The organism is Halococcus thailandensis JCM 13552, assembly GCF_000336715.1.
In the GTDB taxonomy this organism is placed as follows: Archaea; Halobacteriota; Halobacteria; order Halobacteriales; family Halococcaceae; genus Halococcus; species Halococcus thailandensis.
The window spans coordinates 156,742-174,241 of sequence record NZ_AOMF01000166.1 but is presented as its reverse complement, the minus strand read 5'-3'; the positions used below and the strand labels follow the sequence as shown (position 1 = coordinate 174,241).

13 protein-coding genes are annotated in these 17,500 nt (G+C 64.4%); 8 read left to right on the top strand and 5 right to left on the bottom strand.

Translation table 11 applies throughout. From position 1 onward, the window contains the following. Together C451_RS15750 and C451_RS15745 are read left to right on the top strand one after the other, a co-directional pair. A partial coding sequence (locus C451_RS15750) for an NADP-dependent malic enzyme (protein ID WP_007742060.1) occupies nucleotides 1–1,956 on the top strand: 1,956 nt, incomplete at its 5' end. A 127-nt stretch (nucleotides 1,957–2,083) separates the two neighbouring features. After that, a complete protein-coding gene (locus tag C451_RS15745; protein ID WP_007742059.1) occupies nucleotides 2,084–3,148 on the top strand; it encodes a tartrate dehydrogenase in 1,065 nt (354 codons plus the stop codon). A 137-nt stretch (nucleotides 3,149–3,285) separates the two neighbouring features. On the opposite strand, the gene ddh is transcribed toward C451_RS15745, so the two are convergent. Further along, nucleotides 3,286–4,224, bottom strand: a complete 939-nt coding sequence (ddh, locus tag C451_RS15740) for a D-2-hydroxyacid dehydrogenase (RefSeq protein WP_007742057.1) — start codon at nucleotides 4,222–4,224, stop codon at nucleotides 3,286–3,288. Nucleotides 4,225–4,370: 146 nt separating this feature from the next. On the opposite strand from ddh, the gene C451_RS15735 reads away from it, so the two are divergent. Both C451_RS15735 and C451_RS15730 read left to right on the top strand, forming a co-directional pair. Further along, nucleotides 4,371–5,969, top strand: a complete 1,599-nt coding sequence (locus C451_RS15735) for a thiamine pyrophosphate-requiring protein (RefSeq protein ID WP_007742055.1) — start codon at nucleotides 4,371–4,373, stop codon at nucleotides 5,967–5,969. A 215-nt stretch (nucleotides 5,970–6,184) separates the two neighbouring features. Further along, complete coding sequence (locus tag C451_RS15730; protein ID WP_007742054.1) at nucleotides 6,185–7,522, top strand: glycerate kinase type-2 family protein; 1,338 nt, start codon at nucleotides 6,185–6,187, stop codon at nucleotides 7,520–7,522. A 170-nt stretch (nucleotides 7,523–7,692) separates the two neighbouring features. On the opposite strand, the gene C451_RS15725 is transcribed toward C451_RS15730, so the two are convergent. After that, entirely contained in the window at nucleotides 7,693–8,460 is a 768-nt protein-coding gene (locus C451_RS15725; RefSeq protein WP_049913168.1) for an IclR family transcriptional regulator, read from the bottom strand. Nucleotides 8,461–8,798: 338 nt separating this feature from the next. Here C451_RS15725 and rdfA point away from each other — a divergent pair, with 338 nt between their 5' ends. Together rdfA and C451_RS15715 are read left to right on the top strand one after the other, a co-directional pair. Further along, a complete protein-coding gene (gene rdfA / locus C451_RS15720) occupies nucleotides 8,799–9,449 on the top strand; it encodes a rod-determining factor RdfA (protein ID WP_007742052.1) in 651 nt (216 codons plus the stop codon). 114 nt (nucleotides 9,450–9,563) lie between these two features. After that, a complete protein-coding gene (locus tag C451_RS15715; RefSeq protein WP_007742051.1) occupies nucleotides 9,564–11,516 on the top strand; it encodes an archaea-specific SMC-related protein in 1,953 nt (650 codons plus the stop codon). Nucleotides 11,517–11,757: 241 nt separating this feature from the next. Here the strand turns inward: C451_RS15715 and C451_RS15710 are convergent, their stop codons facing one another. Further along, nucleotides 11,758–12,183: a helix-turn-helix domain-containing protein gene (locus C451_RS15710; RefSeq protein WP_007742050.1), complete on the bottom strand. Its 426-nt coding sequence runs from the start codon at nucleotides 12,181–12,183 to the stop codon at nucleotides 11,758–11,760. A 229-nt stretch (nucleotides 12,184–12,412) separates the two neighbouring features. Between C451_RS15710 and C451_RS15705 the strand changes: the two genes are divergently transcribed. After that, the gene (locus tag C451_RS15705; protein WP_049913167.1) at nucleotides 12,413–14,323 is read left to right on the top strand and encodes an ABC transporter ATP-binding protein; all 1,911 of its coding nucleotides are present in this window, start codon (nucleotides 12,413–12,415) and stop codon (nucleotides 14,321–14,323) included. A gap of 34 nt (nucleotides 14,324–14,357) precedes the next feature. Here the strand turns inward: C451_RS15705 and C451_RS15700 are convergent, their stop codons facing one another. Both C451_RS15700 and C451_RS15695 read right to left on the bottom strand, forming a co-directional pair. Then, nucleotides 14,358–15,128, bottom strand: coding sequence for an ABC transporter permease (locus C451_RS15700; protein WP_007742048.1), 771 nt, complete (start codon nucleotides 15,126–15,128; stop codon nucleotides 14,358–14,360). Then, on the bottom strand, nucleotides 15,125–16,135 hold the full coding sequence (locus C451_RS15695; protein ID WP_007742047.1) for a daunorubicin resistance protein DrrA family ABC transporter ATP-binding protein: 1,011 nt from the start codon (nucleotides 16,133–16,135) through the stop codon (nucleotides 15,125–15,127). Before C451_RS15695 ends, C451_RS15700 begins: the two co-directional genes overlap by 4 nt. A 275-nt stretch (nucleotides 16,136–16,410) precedes the next feature. On the opposite strand from C451_RS15695, the gene C451_RS15690 reads away from it, so the two are divergent. Beyond that, on the top strand, nucleotides 16,411–17,055 hold the full coding sequence (locus C451_RS15690) for a helix-turn-helix domain-containing protein (RefSeq protein ID WP_007742045.1): 645 nt from the start codon (nucleotides 16,411–16,413) through the stop codon (nucleotides 17,053–17,055). Nucleotides 17,056–17,500 lie beyond the last annotated feature (445 nt).

The window sequence follows — 17,500 nt, the reverse complement described above, 5'->3', positions numbered from 1 at the left end:
GTCTTCGACATCGAACTCGACGAGGAGGATCCCCAGGAGATCATTCGCACTGTCGAGGCGATGGAACCGACCTTCGGCGGTATCAATCTGGAGGATATCAAGGCCCCCGAATGCTTCGAGATCGAGGAGCAACTCCGCGAGTCGATGTCGATCCCCGTCTTTCACGACGATCAGCACGGGACCGCCATCATCTCCGGGGCCGCCCTGCTCAATGCCAGCGATATCGCCGAGAAAGAACTCGAAGACCTCGAGATCGTCTTCTCGGGCGCTGGCGCGAGCGCGATCGCGACCGCACGCTTCTATCTCTCGCTCGGTGCACGAAAGGAGAACATCACGATGTGCGATTCTTCGGGCATCATCACCGAGGAACGCGCTTCCCACGGCGACGTCAACGAGTTCAAAACCGAGTTCGCTCGCGACGTTCCCGAAGGCAGCCTGGAGGATGCTCTATCCGGTGCAGACGTCTTCGTCGGGCTCTCCGTTGGGGGCATCGTTTCCCAGAAGATGGTCCGCTCGATGGCCGACAATCCCATCATCTTCGCGATGGCCAACCCCGATCCCGAGATCAACTACGAGGACGCCAAAGCTGCCCGTGACGACACCGTGATCATGGCTACCGGCCGGTCGGACTACCCCAACATGGTCAACAACGTGCTGGGCTTCCCGTTCATCTTCCGGGGTGCGCTCGATGTCCGCGCCAGCGAGATCAACGAACAGATGAAGGTCGCTGCTGCGCGTGCACTCGCGGAACTCGCTCGCAAGGACGTTCCCGACGCGGTCGTGAAGGCCTACGGTGATCAGCCCCTGCAGTACGGTCACGAATACATCATTCCCAAACCTGTCGACCCCAGAGTTCTGTTCGAGATCACGCCCGCCGTCGCGCAGGCTGCCGTCGACAGTGGAGCCGCCCGCGCCGACGTCGATATCGACGACTACACCGAGGAACTCGAAGCGCGCCTCGGCAAGTCCCGCGAGATGATGCGCGTCGTTCTCAACAAGGCGAAATCCGAACCCAAGCGACTCGTTCTCGCCGAGGGCGACGACGAGAAGATGATCCGTGCCGCTCACCAGATCGACGATCAGGGTATCGCTCACCCCGTCCTCATCGGCGATCAAGGAATTATCACCGACACGATGGACTCGCTCGGGCTGGAGTTCGATCCCGAGATCGTCGATCCCGACGAGACAGACCTCGACCCCTATGCCGAGCGACTGACCGAACTGCGCCAGCGCAAGGGCGTCACCCGCACCGAGGCCGAAGACCTCCTGCGTGACGAAAACCATCTCGGCAGCGTGATGGTCGAGATGGACGACGCCGACGCCATGCTCACCGGGCTGACGCACGACTACCCCTCCGCGCTCCGCCCGCCGCTCCAGATCGTCGGCACTGCCGACGACGCGAACTACGCCGCCGGCGTCTACCTGCTCGCGTTCAAAAATCGCGTCGTCTTCTGCGCCGACGCGACCGTCAATCAGGAGCCCGATGCCGATGTCTTGGCCGAAGTCACCGAACACACGGCCGACCTCGCCCGACGGTTCAACGTCGAACCGCGAGCGGCCCTGCTGTCGTACTCGGACTTCGGTAGCGTCGACAACGAGGGTACCCGCAAACCGCGCGAGGCCGCACAGAAGCTTCGTGAAGACTCCAACGTCGAGTTCCCCGTCGACGGCGAGATGCAGGCCGACACCGCCGTCGTCGAGGAGATGCTGGAGGGCACCTACGACTTCTCGGAGTTGGACGAACCAGCCAACGTCCTCGTCTTCCCCAACCTCGAGGCAGGCAACATCGGCTACAAACTCCTCCAGCGCCTCGGCGGTGCCGAAGCGATCGGCCCCATGCTGGTGGGAATGGACAAACCCGTCCACGTCCTCCAGCGAGGCGACGAGGTCAAGGACATCGTCAATCTCGCCAGCGTCGCCGTCGTCGACGCCCAGGAGAACGGGATCGGCGAGTGAACTGAGAGGAGTTGGTTCGGTGGCGGCTGGCGGCGCGTCGACGGACGGCTGAACACCCGTCGTCGGCGCTGCCGCGGCGGTCGCTGACATCGCCAGTTATTTACAATCGAGCGCGATACGGGCGTGCATGGAGACGTACGACATCGCCGTCATTCCGGGCGACGGTATCGGCACCGAAGTCACGAGCGCCGCGATGGAAGTGCTCGACACCGTCGCGGAGAACCACGGCTTCCAGCTCGAACGATCGACCTACGACTGGGGCACCGAGCGCTATCTCGACGAGGGTGCGATGATGCCCGACGACGGGCTCGATCGGATCGAGTCGGCCGATTCGATCTTCCTCGGTGCCGTCGGCCACCCCGAGGTTCCCGACCACGTGACGCTCAACGGCCTGCTCCTCCCGATCCGGAAGGGGTTCGACCAGTACATCTGCAAGCGCCCGAACAAACTGTTCGAGGGCATCGAGAGCCCGCTTCGGGGCTACGAGGCCGGCGACATCGATCTCGTCGTCTACCGCGAGAACACCGAGGGCGAGTACGCCAACGTCGGCGGCCGCGAACACCGCGGGTTCAGCAACGAGGTCGCCGTCCAGTCCGGACTGTTCACCCGCAAGGGAACCGAGCGCATCGTTCGCAGCGCCTTCGAGGCGGCGACCGAGCGCGAGGGCCATCTCACCTCGATCACCAAATCGAACGCGCAGGCCCACTCAATGGTCTTCTGGGACGACATCGTCAAGGAGGTCTCGGAGGACTTCCCCGAGGTCGAGGTCGACAGCCTGCTCGTCGATCGCGCCTCGATGGATCTGGTTCGCCGGCCCGAGGAGTTCGACGTCGTCGTCGCCTCGAATCTGTTTGGGGATATCTCCACGGACATCGCGGCGATCATCACCGGCAGTCTCGGGCTCGCGCCCTCCGGCAACATCAACGAGGAGAACGACTACCCCGACATGTTCGAGCCGGTTCACGGCAGCGCGCCCGACATCGTCGGCCAGGGGATCGCCAACCCGCTCGCGTCGATCCTCACCGGTGCGATGATGTTCGAGTATCTCGGCGACGGCAAAGAAGCCGCCGCCGAGGACATCTGGAACGCCGTTGAGGCACAGCTCGCCGACGAGTCCGCACCGCGCACGCCCGACCTCGGCGGCGACGCCAAGACCGTCGACGTCGTCTCCGATCTCAGCGACCGGCTGTAAAGCTTCCAATCACACTTTTTCGACGATCGGTCTTCGGCGAGTCACGGCTATCGTCGGCGCGCTGCGAGATTCTTACGCGGTGGTCGGCGTGACAGTTCTCGAAAAAGACACGGCGTGTTCCGATGGAGCGCCGTCGATCAGGCGACGCGGTTCTTCAGCGATTCGCCGTCCTGGTATCGGCGGACGTTCTCGGCGACCAGCTCGGCGATGTCGAGGTGGTAGCGGTTCGTCGCCGATCCGCGGTGGGGCGAGATGATGACCTCCTCGAAGTCCCACAGCGGCGACTCCTCGGGGAGGGGTTCGGTCTCGAAGACGTCGAGACCCGCGCCGGCGATCGTCCCGGCGTCGAGCGCGTCGACCAGCGCGTCCTGATCGACGATCGGGCCGCGGGCGACGTTGACGAGGTAGGCGTCGTCGCGCATCGTTGCCAGCTCGTCGGTGCTGATCATCCCCTCCGTCGACGGCGTGTGCGGGACGGCGACCGCGACGAACCGGGCGTCGGCGATGGCATCGTGGAGGTCGTCAGGATGGTACACCTCGGAGACGCCCGGGACCGACTCCTGGGAGCGACGGACGCCGACGACGTCCATCCCGAGCGCGTCCGCGCGTGTGGCGATCCCTTGGCCGAGCGTCCCGAGTCCGATGACACAGAGGCGCTCGTCTTCGACGGTGAACGGGCGCTGGTACTCGGGCTCGTACCAGTCGCTATCGTTCTGGTGGTCGCGGTAGACGTGGAGCATCCGGGCGAGCGAGAGCATGTAGCCGACGGCGATCTCGCCGACGGTCGTTCCGTGAATCCCCGTGCTGTTGGTCAGGGGTGTGCCGGTCGTCTCGTACTCGTCGGTGTCGAAGGCGTCGTAGCCCGCACGGATGACGTGGACCCAGCCCGCGTCGAGGAATTCTGGCCGAGGTTTGAACGAGGCGACCGCGTCGCTCTCGTCGTAGCTCTCGTCGTCGCCGACGAGTTCGACGGGAATGGAGAGCTCGTCGAACGCTTCGACGAACCCCTCCTTCGGGATCTTGTTGCCGATCGATTCGTGAACGCAGAGCCGTTGCAGATCGGTGTCGTCGGTCATCGCTGAACACCCGTACGAACACGAGCGCGTCATTTGACTCTGTTGGAACGATCGCTGACAGGATGGGCGAACAATCCCGCTATGCGACAAACTTATGAGCACCCCGGGTTGTGTCGTAGATGTCCATCGACCGATGGAGTACTAGCATGAACGTTAACGAATCTATTGCGGAAGTGCTGAAAGCGGAGGACGTAGAGTATCTGTTCGGATTCCCGAGCAATCCCCTGTTCGACACCGGCTCGGCGGAGGACGCGGGCGTCCGCACGATCATCACACGACAGGAGCGCACCGCGCTGCACATGGCCGACGGCATCGGGCGTGTCTCCTCGGGCGAGAACATCGCGGCCTTCGCCTGCCAGCACGGCCCCGGCACGGAGAACTCCGTCGGGGGCGTCGCGCAGGCATACACGGAGTCGGCACCGCTCGTCGCGATCCCGGCGGGCTACGACCTGGCCGACACCGACGTCGATCCCCGGTTCAACTCGTTCCTCACCTACCAGCCCGTGAGCAAGACCTGCGAACAGCTCACCGACCCCGACGCCGTCGACGACACGATGCGGCGCGCGTTCAACACGGCACGGAACGGCCGCCCGCGGCCGGCCGTCGTCGAGGTCCCGAAGGACGTCTTCTCCGAGGACGTCGAGGAGTTCGACTACACGCCGACGAGCTCGACCCGCTCGGGGCCCGACCCCAGCGGCGTCGAGGAGGTCGCCGACGTGCTGCTCGAAGCGGAGAACCCGATCCTCTACGCCGGTCAGGGCGTCCACTACGCGAAGGCCTGGGAGCCGCTCAAGGAGCTCGCCGAGACGCTCGAAGTCCCAGTTGCAACGAGCCTCAACGGCAAGAGCGCCTTCCCGGAGGACCACCCGCTCTCGATCGGTGCCGGCAGCAAGAGCGAGCCCGGTCAGCTCCACCACTTCCTGCAGGAGTGTGACGTCATCTTCGGCGTCGGCTGCAGCTTCACCGACACCGCCTACGGCATCACCGTCCCCGACGACAAGACGGTCATCCACTCGACGCTCGATGCGGGCGACATCGATAAAGACGTCTCCTCGGAGTACTCGCTCGTCGGCGACGCGAAGCTGACGCTCGAAGCACTCAACGACGTCGTCAACGGTCGCGTCGACGGCTCGCGCGGTCGCCGCGACGACATCGTCCAGGAGATCGAATCGGTCCGCGAGGAGTGGCTCGAGGAGTGGCGGCCGAAACTCACCTCCGACGAGACGCCGATCAACCCCTACCGCGTCGTCCACGAGTTCGACAAGGCGCTCGACAAGGAGGGCTCGATCGTCACTCACGACGCCGGCAACGCACGCGACTTCATGGCCCCGTTCTTCGAGGTCACGGAGCCGCTCTCCTACGTCGGCTGGGGCAAAACCACTCAGCTCGGCTACGGGCTCGGCCTCATGATGGGCGCGAAGCTCATCCGTCCGGAGAAGACCTGCGTCCACATCATGGGCGACGGTGCGATCGGCATGACCGGCATGGACTTCGAGACCGCCGCTCGCGAGGACATCCCGGTCATGGAAGTCGTGCTCAACAACTTCGAGATGGCCTCCTACGACACGCCGTTCTCGGGTCACTACGCCGACTTCGCCGAGTCGCTTGGCGGCTACGGCGAGCGCATCGAAGACCCCGACGAGATCAGCGACGCGATCGAGCGCGGTGTCCAGAAGACCGAGGAAGGTACGCCCGTCCTCCTCGAGTTCCTCACCGCCAAAGAGACCGACAAGTCGATCTTCTAAGCGGGACGAACCACCGTTTCGGACGGTTTTCGGGTATTTACAGCGATCACGACGGGAGAGCGATCCCCGTCGACGGCTGCATCGGGCCGGCTACCGACGATTTTTATACACGGGGGCGAAACGCCATCGCATGGCAGTCAGTCGCCGCGACAGCACTCCGGGCGATCGGGAGGGAGCATGGATCGTATAGACCACAGGAATGGGGAGCAACAGCGATGATACGAAACCGGGAGGAGCTCGCGGAGACGCCCGCCCACGAGACGGCTCTCGACTGTATCGCGGCGGGCATCGAGGCGACGCAGCCGACACGCGTGATGAGCGAGGCGCTCGACCGCGACGGATCGACACTGACGATCGGCGACACGACCGTCGTTCTCGACGAGTATAGTGAGATCGTGGTCGTCGGTGGCGGGAAGGCCGCCGCACAGATGGCGAACGTCATCGAGGACGTGCTCGGCGACCGGCTCACCGACGGCGTCGTCGTCACGAACGATCCCCAGGAAACCGATCGGATCGCGGTCGTCGAGGGATCACATCCGACGCCGAACGAGGCCGGTGAGGAGGGCGCGCGGCGCGTGCTCTCGCTCGCCGACGGCGCGACCGAAGAGACGCTCGTCCTCTGCCTGATCTCCGGGGGTGGCAGCGCGCTCCTGCCGGCACCCGTCGACGGCGTCTCGCTCGCCGAACTCCAGTCGCTGACCGACGACCTGCTGTCGAGCGGCGCGACGATCCACGAGATCAACGCCGTGCGGAAACATCTCTCGGCGATCAAGGGCGGGCGACTCGCCGCCGCGGCGGCACCGGCGACCGTCCACAGTCTGCTGCTCAGCGACGTCGTCGGCGACGATCCGAGCATCATCGCCAGCGGGCCGACCGTTCCGGACGAGTCGACGTACGCCGACGCGCGCGACGTGCTCGATCGGTACGACATTCGACCCTCGGCGGCGATCGTAGAACGACTCGAAAACGGCGACGGCGAGCGATCGGAGACCCCGACCGCCGACGATCCGGCGTTCGAGCGGACCGAGCTCCACATGCTCGCCAACGGGTTCACCGCGCTGGCGGCGGCACGGTCGGTCGCCGAGGAGCACGGCTACACGCCGGTGATCCTCTCCTCACAGGTCGAGGGCGAAGCGCGCGAGGCGGCGAAGACACACGCCGCGATCGCCGACGAGGCGCTCGCGACCGGGAACCCCGTCTCGCCACCGGCGGTGTTGCTCTCGGGCGGCGAGACGACGGTGACGCTGGACGGCGACGGCTCGGGCGGCCCCAACCAGGAGTTCGTCCTCAGCGGCGCACTCACCAGTACGTCGGCGGACGTGGTGGTCGCCAGCGTCGACACCGACGGCAAGGACGGCGCGAGCGACGTCGCCGGCGCGATCGCCGATCGTGACGCACTCGACGACGAACGGCGGGCGCGGGCGGCGCTGGCGGCCAACGACGTCTACCCGTATCTCGCCGAGCGCGGACTGGTCGTCGACACCGGCAAGACGGGCACCAACGTCAACGATCTCCGTGTGCTGGTGGTCGGCGAGAGCGACGACACGCGCTGAGAAATCGAGACAGTCCCTTCGTTCTCACCCGTCCCCGTTCTCGAGACGTATCCGATCCATCGGAATGGCGTTGCGCTATGCTCAATGGATGTTTCGTTCGAGCGAACGACTGCTGCGTTCGGATGCTGACTCGCTGGGAAATCAGGGCAGTGGGTGACGGAGGAGAAAAGTCACTCGTAGGCGACGTTGAGTTCGATGACGTTCTTGATGTTGAGGATCAGCTCCGGCAGTTCGTCGACGAGTTTGCCGTCCTTGAGTCGGCTGCGCGGGCCCGAGACGCTGATCGCGCCGAGCGGCGTGTCGTCGGGATCGGTGATCGCCGTGGCGACACAGCAGAGCCCCTTCAGTCGTTCCTCGCGATCGACCGCCCAGCCCTGATCGGCGATCGTTTCGAGATCTTCGAACAGGACCTCGCGGTCGGTGATCGTGTGTTCGGTCATCTCCGGGAGCCCGTGGCGGTCGATGATCTCGTCCACGCGGCGTTCGGGGAGGCAGGCGAGGATCGCCTTGCCCATCGCCGTCGTGTGGAGATAGACCTCGCGACCGGCGTGCGTGTCGAGGTTGACCGCACGGCTGCTGTCGGCCCGATAGAGGAAGATGCCGCGGCCGTGCTCCTCGACCAGGAGGTTCGCCATCTCGCCGGACTCCTCGGCCAGGCGCTGGATCTCCGGCTTCGCCGTCTCGTAGATCCGTCGCCGGCGGCGCGCACCCACCCCGAGACTCAGGAATCGCAGTCCAACGTAGTAGACGTCGCCGTCGCCCTTGTAGACGTAGCGCTCCTGTTCGAGCGTTCTGAGGTGTTTGTACACCGTGCTCTTCGAGAGCTCCAGCTGGGTGGCGATCTCGGTGATCCCCGCCCCGTTGTGCTCGTGGACGAACTCGACGATCCGGAGCGACTTCGTCGTCGTCTTCACGGTCGTTTCGTCCTCAAGCTTCATGCGTTCATCACATGAGAACGCATCGATCACAACGTAAAACGATTGTTCTTTCGCTGAGCGTGTAGCAGTGGCCGAATCGAGACGGTCGTGAGAACGGATCGCCGGACGATGGAAGGAGGAGAGCGCTGCATCCATCGGTATCGGTTCAGCGTGATCGGTGCCAGCGGTTCGTCCGACTCGTCGTTCGACGAATCTCGTTTCGAAATATGGAATCGAGCGTCGATCGCTGACCGAGCAATCGGAATGGTTTCGGATGCTGGAGACCACCACGGCTAAACCGGGACGATATGCGGCGGACGAGCAGGGAGTTTTTATCGGTCGCCGCTGTAGCGGCGTCGATGACCGACGCGAACGACCCGGACAGTAGCGACGATGCGGACAGCGATTCGAACAGCAAGGTCGTACGGGTGCTGCAACGGTACGAGCTCGTAGGTCTGGGCGACGAGCTCGTCGAATACTGGACGGGCGAGGCGACCGAGCGCAAGAGCCTGCGCGAGCTGGCGGACTACTTCAACCGGGAGCTGCTCGCTCGGGTCCTGCGGGACGCCTCGGTGGACACGCTCGACGGCGAGCAGGCGAACCTCTATCGACTGTTGACCGACGAGGGCGTGAGCAGCGGGGCCGCCGTCCAGGCCACCAATCGACTCGAACAGCACGGGATCGACGTCGATCAACTGACGGCGGATTTCGTCTCGCGGCAGGCCATCCACACCTATCTGACGAGCTATCGCGACGTGAGCTACTCGTCGAGCGACGACGATCCGGTCGAGACCGAAACCACGAACGTCCGGCGACTCAGACGGCGCATGACGACGATCGTCGAGAGCAAAATCGAACGACTGCGCACCACCGGCCGCATCACGCTCGGTGCGTTCAACGTGCTCATCGACGTGCGCGTCCTCTGTGAGGACTGCGGCGCGCAGTATCAGGTGACGGAGCTGTTCGATCGTGGCGGCTGCGAATGCACGACCGATTCGTCGGACGAGTAGCCATGACAGCAGTCACTCTGTCATAGCGGATCGACCGTCGTTTTCCGAGCCCTTCTTCTGCGTTTCGAATCGTCGGCAGTCACTTTTTTATACATGGCGTTGCGAACTCGACCAATGAGTGCCGAGGAACTCGCTGAACGGGACATTCATATCCACGTCGAGAACGTCGGCGGTATCGACCGTACCGACGTCGAGACCGTCGCGGGCGTGACCGTTCTCACCGGCCGCAACGCCACGAACCGCACGTCGCTGCTTCAGGCCGTGATGGCCGGGCTCGGTAGCGACAGCGTCTCGCTCAAAGGTGACGCCGACGAAGGGGCCGTCGAACTCTCGATCGGCGACGACACGTACACGCGCACGCTCACGCGCGAGAACGGCGTCGTCGCCACCGACGGCGAGCCCTACCTCGACGATCCGACCGTCGCCGACCTGTTCGCCTTCCTCCTCGAATCGAACGAGGCACGCCGCGCGGTCGCCCGCAGCGACGACCTCCGCGATCTGATCATGCGCCCGATCGACACCGACGTCATCCGCACCGAGATCAGCGAACTGGAGGACCGCCGCCGAGAGCTCGACGACCAACTGGACGAACTCGACACGCTCCAAGACGATCTCCCAGACCTCGAAGCGAAGCGTCGCCGCCTCGACGAACAGATCGCGGAGAAGCGTGACGCACTCGAAGCAAAGGAAGCCGAACTCGACGACGCCGATCGCGACGTCGACGAAACCCGCGAGGAGAAGGCCGAACTCGAGGACACGCTCGACGAACTCCGTCGGACGCGCTCGAAACTCGAGGACGTCCGCTACGATATCGATACCCACGAGGAGAGCGTCGACGCCCTCCACGACGAACGCGCCGAGCTCGAAGCCGACTACGACGAACTCCCCGACGCGCCCGCCGGCGAGCGCAGCGAACTCGATGCCGAGATCGAACGGTTGCGCGAACGCGAGAGCAGCCTCGAAAGCGAACTCTCCGAACTCCAGAGCATCGTCCAGTTCAACGAGGACATGCTCGACGGCGACGACGTCGGTCGCCTCGATTCCCTCAACGAGGGGTCGCCCGGCGGGGACGATTCGGTCACCGATCAGCTCGTCGCCGACGAGACCGTCACCTGCTGGACCTGCGGCAGCGACGTCGATGCCGATCAGATCGAGGCCACGCTCGATCGCCTGCGGAGCCTTCGCCAGGAGACGCTTTCTGACGTCAACGACGTCCGCGAGGAACTCGACGAGCTCGTCGCCGACCGGAACGCGCTCGACGAGAAACAACAGCAGCGCGACCGGCTCGAACGCCGTCTCGACCGGATCGAGGGCGAACTCGACGACCACGAGACCACCCTCGAGGATCTCGCCGCCGAGCGCGACGCGCTGACCGACGAGATCGAAACCCTCGAAACGGAGGTCGAACAGCTCGAAAACGAGGAGTACACCGAACTGCTCGATCTCCACAAGGAGGCCAACCAGCTCGAATTCGAGCTCGGCCGACTCGAAGGCGACCGCGAGGAGGTCGTCGTGGAGATCGCCGACATCGAGGAGCGCCTCGACGAGCGCGATCGGCTCGAAGAGCAGCGTGCCGACGTGCAGGAGGAACTCGAAGAGCTACGCACGCGCATCGAACGCATCGAAACCGAGGCCGTCGAGGGGTTCAACGACCACATGGCGACCGTGCTCGACCTGCTCGACTACGAGAACATCGAGCGCATCTGGATCGAGCGCGTCGAACAGACTGTCCGCGAGGGCCGTCGGAAGGTCGACAAGAGCGTCTTCGAGCTCCACGTCGTGCGCACCACGCAGTCGGGGACCGCTTATGAGGACACGATCGACCACCTCTCGGAGAGCGAGCGCGAGGTCACGGGACTGGTGTTCGCGCTCGCGGGCTATCTCGTCCACGACCTCCACGAGACCGTGCCCGTCATGCTGCTCGACTCGCTCGAAGCGGTCGATTCGGACCGCATCGCCCGGCTCGTCGACTACTTCGCCGAGTATCCGGAGTACCTCGTCGTCGCACTCCTGCCCGACGACGCCGCCGCCCTCGACGACGACTACGAGCGCGTGACCGAGATCTAACGTCGATCGTCGATTTTAGATCATAGACTCTCGAATCGAGGAAAGCCGCTCGCACGATCGTACATACCGTCGGCGACTGCGATGAATCGCTGCTGACGATCGACGATGAAGTGAACAGCCGAACACCTGTGAAAATACGAACGATCGTATCGCGTCCTAAATAGAAGTAACTATAATATTGGCCGTTCTGACTCCACAAACAAGAAAAGAGAAGCAGAACGGCATCGAGACGACTGGCCGTTCATGTTCCAGCCGAGGATTCGCGCAACAATCGCCGGACGTGGCCCAGCGAGTAGCTGATATCGTACTCCCGTTCAATATGCTTCTGTGCCCGCTCAGGCGTCCATTCAGCCGAATCGTAGCCCAGTTCGGCTGGCGATCGGGCCAGATCGGCCGCCAGCTGCCGTCGTTGTGAGGGGTCGAGTTTCGCCGGGCGTCCCGGTCGGGAGTCGTCCGTGATCGCCTCGGCGATCGACTGCTGTTCGAACCGGTCGAGCCAGGAATAGATGGTCGCGCGCGGGATATCGTAGCGCTCGCTCACGGTTTCGACACTGACGCCGTCGGCGTATGCGAGCGCGACCATCAGCCGTTTCACGGCCTTCGATTCCGACGCGTCCGCGAAAGCGGCCTGCAACGCCTCGATATCGACGTCGGCGAGCTTGTCCATGTAGATGGTAACGCCGCGGACGACAAAAATCTATGTACTTCTGTTCGTTTCTGATATTGAGTGGAAAGTTTCGCGTTTCTATCACACTCTCTGGTGCGAGTCGGCAGTGAGCGGTCGGATGGGATCGTGGACGCTCGGCACAATCCTGACGACGGAGCGAACAGCGATCGGGGGAACGGGGTCGTACCGAATGAACGGCCTCTTGAGCGTTCGTCCGCTGGTGTCGACAATGTCGTCGGAGGAGGAACTCGGGGGGTTCGAGGAGATCCGTGACGAGGTCACGGGCAATCCGATGGTCGGTCTCCTTCGGTATGCGATCCCCTACTGGAAGCGCCTGAGCGTCGGCGTGGGTGCCTCGCTGCTGACACGATTCGCACGGCTCGTCCCGCCGCTGATCGTCGCCGCCGCGATCAACCTCATCGACAGTTCGGCCGGCGGATCGGGACTGCTGGTACAGGCCGGCTTGCTCCCAGGCGGGACCATCACCGGGCAGGCGGCACGGCTCGCGCTTCTCGAACGGCTGGTCGCCATCGCGGCGCTCGCCTATCTCGTTCGATCAGTGACGCGGTTCGTCTCGCGCTACCTGCTCCAGTCGATGGCCCAGAAGATCCAGCGCGACCTCCGCAACGACGCCTACGACCACATGCAACACCTCTCGATGGGCTTTTTCGCCAACCATCAGACGGGCGGAATGATGTCGATCCTCAACAGCGACATCAACAGGTTGGAGCGGTTTCTCAACACCGAGCTCCGCCAGATCATCCGCGTGATCGCCGTCGTCGGCGGCATCGGGATCATCCTCTTCATCCAGTCACCGACGCTGGCGCTCATCGCGCTCGCGCCCGTCCCCCTCATCGGGATCGCGAGCGGTGCCTTCCTCCGCTGGGTCGAGCCGCGCTACCGCGCCATCCGCGAGACCGTCGCACGGCTCAACACCCGCCTGGAGAACAACCTGGGCGGCGCGCCGGTGATTAAGTCGTTCAACCGCTACGCGTTCGAGCGCGGTCGCGTCGCCGCCCAGAGCGAGCGCTACCACGACGAGCAGGTGGGGGCGATCAAGATCCGCCGGGCGTTCTTCTCCGCGCTCCGCATTCTCACCGGCGTCGTGTTCGTCGCCGTGCTCTACGTCGGTGGGCGCGACGTCATCGTGGGTGCACCCGGCGCGGTCTCGGTCGGCGCGTTCGCCGGCGTCTTCCTCTACATCAGACGGCTCTACTCGCCGATGCGCCGGATCGGCAAGACGGCCAACAAGTACCAGCTCGCCAAATCGAGCGCCGAGCGCGTTTTCGGCGTGCTGAGCCACGAACCCGCGATCACCTCGCCCGAGAACGGCCACGTCCCCGAGCACGTCGACGGCGCGGTGGACTTCGACGACATCACTTTCGGCTACGACGACGGCAAACCGGTCATCGACGGACTCTCGCTCGACGTCGACCCCGGCGAGACGATCGGGCTCGTCGGTGCCACCGGTGCAGGGAAATCGACGCTGCTGAAGCTCATCCCGCGGTTCTACGACGTCGACGGGGGCGCGGTGCGCGTCGACGGTACCGACGTCCGCGAGTACGATCTCGAAGCGTTGCGCGAAGCGGTCGGCATCGTCGAGCAGAACCCGTACCTGTTCTCGGGAACGGTCGCCGAGAACATCGCGTACGGCACCGACGAGGCGCTCGAACGGACGATGGACGGAAAGGGGATCGACGAGCGCGTGCGTGCGGCCGCGAGAGCCGCCGAGGCCCACGAATTCGTCAGCGATCTCCCCGAAGGCTACGACACGCAGATCGGCGAGCGCGGCGTCAAACTCTCGGGTGGCCAGCGCCAGCGCCTCGCCATCGCCCGTGCGCTGCTCAACGACCCTGCGATCATCGTTCTCGACGAAGCGACCTCCGACGTCGACACCGAGACCGAAGAGCGGATCCAGGAGAGTCTTGCACGGCTCACCGCCGACCGGACGGCGTTCGTTATCGCCCACCGACTCTCGACGATCCGGGACGCCGACCGCATCGTCGTGATCGAGGACGGGGCCATCACCGAGCGCGGAAGCCACGAGGAACTGCTCGCGGCCGACAGCGCGTACACCGAGCTCTGGCAGGCACAGTCCGAGCAGACGCCTGAGCGGGTCGTCGAGGCGGACGACGACTGAGGGTGAAAAGGGGAAGGGGGTGTTGTTAGTCGATTCAGACGGTCTCGACGCGCTCGAACAGATACGCGCCGACCGAAACCATCACGACCGAGGAGACGACGAGCGCACCGAAATCGAGCAGCGGCGAGTACGTCGAGGCACCGACCAGCGCGGCCCGAAGCCCGTCGACGCCGTAGGTCAGCGGGTTGATCAGCGCGAGATACTGCACCGGGCCGGGCAGCCCCTCGATGGGGTAGATCGCGCCCGAGAGGAAGAACAGGGGGAAGACGATGAACTGCACGATCAGGCCGAACCCCTCGCTGTCGGAGAACTGGGAGGCCAGCGCGATGCCGAAGCCGACGAACGTGATCGCGATGAGGAGTAGGAAAACCGCCGCCAGCGGGATCGACAGCCAGCCCGCAAGCTCGAAACCGAGCGGGATCGAGAGCGCGAGGATCAGGACGGCCTGGACGATCGCGGTCGTCGAGCCGCCGGCGATCCGACCGAGCACGATCGAGGTGCGACTCACCGGCGCGACGAGGATCTCCTTGAGGAAGCCGACGTCCTGGTCGGAGAGGATCGCCAGGCCCGCGAACGAGGCCCCCAGAAGCATGGTGAACCCCATGATGCCGGGGACGAGATACTGGAGGTAGTCGACGCCTTCTGGGAGACCGGGGATGGCCGCGCCACTGAAGCCGAAGCCGAGGAAGAGCAGGAACATCAGCGGGAACGTCAGCGAGCCGACGATCTGTGAGGGTGTCCGCAGGAATCGCTTGACGTCGCGGAGCCAGAGCCCGTAGATGCCGAGTGGGTCGACGAGGCTCATTCGGCGACCTCCGCGGCCTCGGCCGTCGTACGATCCTCGCCGTCCTCGCGCCGGTCGGTGGCGCTCGCCTCGCGCTCGCTGATGGTGCTGCCGGTCAGCGAGAGGAAGACGTTTTCGAGGGTTGGCTTCCGGAGGTCGACCGAGGCGATGCTCGCTCCCGCATCGTCGGCGAGACGAACGAGGTCGGCGACCCGGGTATCGCCGTGAGCCATCGTGACTGCGACGCCCTCCTCGGTCTCGGTGTGCTCGCGCACCCAGGACTGCTCGTCGAGGCGGGCGAACAGTTCCCGGGAGGGGTTCTCCAACCCGAGCGTGACGACGTCACCGCCGAGCGAGTCCTTGAGGCTCTCGGGACTGTCGACCGCGACGATCTCGCCGTGATCCATGATCGCGACGCGCTCACAGAGGAAATCCGCCTCGTCCATGTAGTGCGTCGTGATGATGATCGTCACGTCCGACTGCTCGTTGAGTCGCTGGATGTACTCCCACGTGTCCCGACGGGTGCGCGCGTCCAGCCCGGTCGTCGGTTCGTCGAGGAAGAGCACTGCGGGCTCGTGCATCAGCCCGCGGCCGATCTCGAGGCGGCGCTGCATCCCGCCCGAGTAGCTCTCGACGGGCTGGTCCGCCTCGTCGGCGAGATCGACGAGTTCGAGCACCTCGGGGATGCGTCGCTCGCGTTCGGCCTTCGGTTTGCCGTACATCCGCGCGTGGAAAGCGAGGTTCTCGGCCCCAGTCAACTCCTCGTCGACCGCCGGTTCCTGAAAGACGATCCCGAGACTGTCGCGTACGTCGCCGGTCTCGTCGTTGATATCGTAGCCGTTGACGCGCGCGGTGCCCGACGTTGAGTCGAGCAGCGTCACGAGCATGTTGATCAGCGTCGACTTGCCCGCGCCGTTCGGCCCGAGCAGTCCGAATATTTCGCCCTGTTCGACCGCGAACGACAGGTCGTCGACCGCCGTCACCGCGTCGAACTCCTTCGTCAACCCCTCGACTCGGATTGCATCCATCGATCGTCGTTAACTGACTGTTCAGTTCGCATAAGACTGTTGTCTCGGCCCGCTTCAGCGTCGAGATACCGTCGGTAACCGTCTCTTCGCCGGTTTCTCGCCTCCGTCATCGGCCGAGAGCGACTCGGGGTGCGAACCGACGACCACAGCTGGCAGGACGATTTCGACGATCGAGAGATGAGTGTTATTGACCCACATATTTAACTACCGTGTGACCGCTATCCACGCACACGAATGGCACGCGGAAGTCGACCCGACCCACCGGGTGCGAACCGATGAGTCTCATCGCCATCGTCCACATCGCCCACGAGGATCTCGCACTGTCGCCGACGATCCGCGAGTGTCCGGACGTACGGATCCGGGTCATGTCACAGTCGGTGACCGACCCGGTGACGGGACTGTTCTTCTTCTACGTCGAGAACGGCGGGCAAGCGTTCGAAGCGGCCATCGAGCGCGACCACACCGTCGTCGAGTGGATGCAGGTGAACGACGCCGATTCGGGGACCGTCTATCGGCTGGAACACACCTCGGAGACGCTACTGCTGTCGCCGAAGACGATCGAACTCGGCGGGCTGATGCGCGATGCGACCAGCGACGGCACCGGCTGGACCGTCCGTCTCCAGTTCGAGGATCGGGAGTCGCTCTCGCAGCTCTGGGAGTACTGTCAGGAAACGGGGATCACGTTCGAGCTCCAGCGGCTGTTTCGCGATCAGTCCTGGGTCGACGCGGAGCTGACGGCGCTGACCGACCCGCAGCTCGACGCGCTGGTGACCGCCTACGAGGAGGGCTACTTCGAGGAGCCACGCACGAGCTCACTCGAAGAGCTGGCCGACCAGCTCGACATCTCGCCGACGGCCGTCGGCGGCCGCATCCGCCGTGGGACGGCCGCACTCATCGAAACCACGCTCACCGAGGAGTGACCGAACCGACTCACGGCCGGGGAGAGGACGAACCCGATCGTCACCGATCGATGCAGCTACCAGGAGACGAACCGAAGTCGCCATAGGTCCACGATAACATAGCCTTTTAGATGGTTCGAAGAGAGCGCGCAACGGACGCATTCGCCGTCGGTTGCCCCGCCTTCGATGCAGGCGATCGGTTCTGATACGAACGTTCATTATAATAGTGGCCGACTATGGGAGGAAAGGTTTATACGGTAGCTTGCGAAGAACAGCTATGCGATCCGATAGCACAGCGTAGTCGGCAGCCACGGAAGCGGGCCGCGTCGGCGGACCGCTCAACTGCCGGCGAGACACGCTGGATCGAATCGAACACAGCCACCGACAAGCGGATCACAACAATATGATGATAGTACACGGATGCGAATCGCATCGAACCGACCACGAGCATCGTCCGGAGACCGAA

Excerpts from the sequence above, each read along its gene's own strand:
- C451_RS15745 (WP_007742059.1), top strand. The coding sequence starts at position 2,084 with ATGGAGACGTACGACATCGCCGTCATTCCGGGCGACGGTATCGGCACC.
- ddh (WP_007742057.1), bottom strand. The coding sequence starts at position 4,224 with ATGACCGACGACACCGATCTGCAACGGCTCTGCGTTCACGAATCGATC.
- C451_RS15735 (WP_007742055.1), top strand. The coding sequence starts at position 4,371 with ATGAACGTTAACGAATCTATTGCGGAAGTGCTGAAAGCGGAGGACGTA.
- C451_RS15730 (WP_007742054.1), top strand. The coding sequence starts at position 6,185 with ATGATACGAAACCGGGAGGAGCTCGCGGAGACGCCCGCCCACGAGACG.
- C451_RS15725 (WP_049913168.1), bottom strand. The coding sequence starts at position 8,460 with ATGAAGCTTGAGGACGAAACGACCGTGAAGACGACGACGAAGTCGCTC.
- rdfA (WP_007742052.1), top strand. The coding sequence starts at position 8,799 with ATGACCGACGCGAACGACCCGGACAGTAGCGACGATGCGGACAGCGAT.
- C451_RS15715 (WP_007742051.1), top strand. The coding sequence starts at position 9,564 with ATGAGTGCCGAGGAACTCGCTGAACGGGACATTCATATCCACGTCGAG.
- C451_RS15710 (WP_007742050.1), bottom strand. The coding sequence starts at position 12,183 with ATGGACAAGCTCGCCGACGTCGATATCGAGGCGTTGCAGGCCGCTTTC.
- C451_RS15705 (WP_049913167.1), top strand. The coding sequence starts at position 12,413 with ATGTCGTCGGAGGAGGAACTCGGGGGGTTCGAGGAGATCCGTGACGAG.
- C451_RS15700 (WP_007742048.1), bottom strand. The coding sequence starts at position 15,128 with ATGAGCCTCGTCGACCCACTCGGCATCTACGGGCTCTGGCTCCGCGAC.
- C451_RS15695 (WP_007742047.1), bottom strand. The coding sequence starts at position 16,135 with ATGGATGCAATCCGAGTCGAGGGGTTGACGAAGGAGTTCGACGCGGTG.
- C451_RS15690 (WP_007742045.1), top strand. The coding sequence starts at position 16,411 with ATGAGTCTCATCGCCATCGTCCACATCGCCCACGAGGATCTCGCACTG.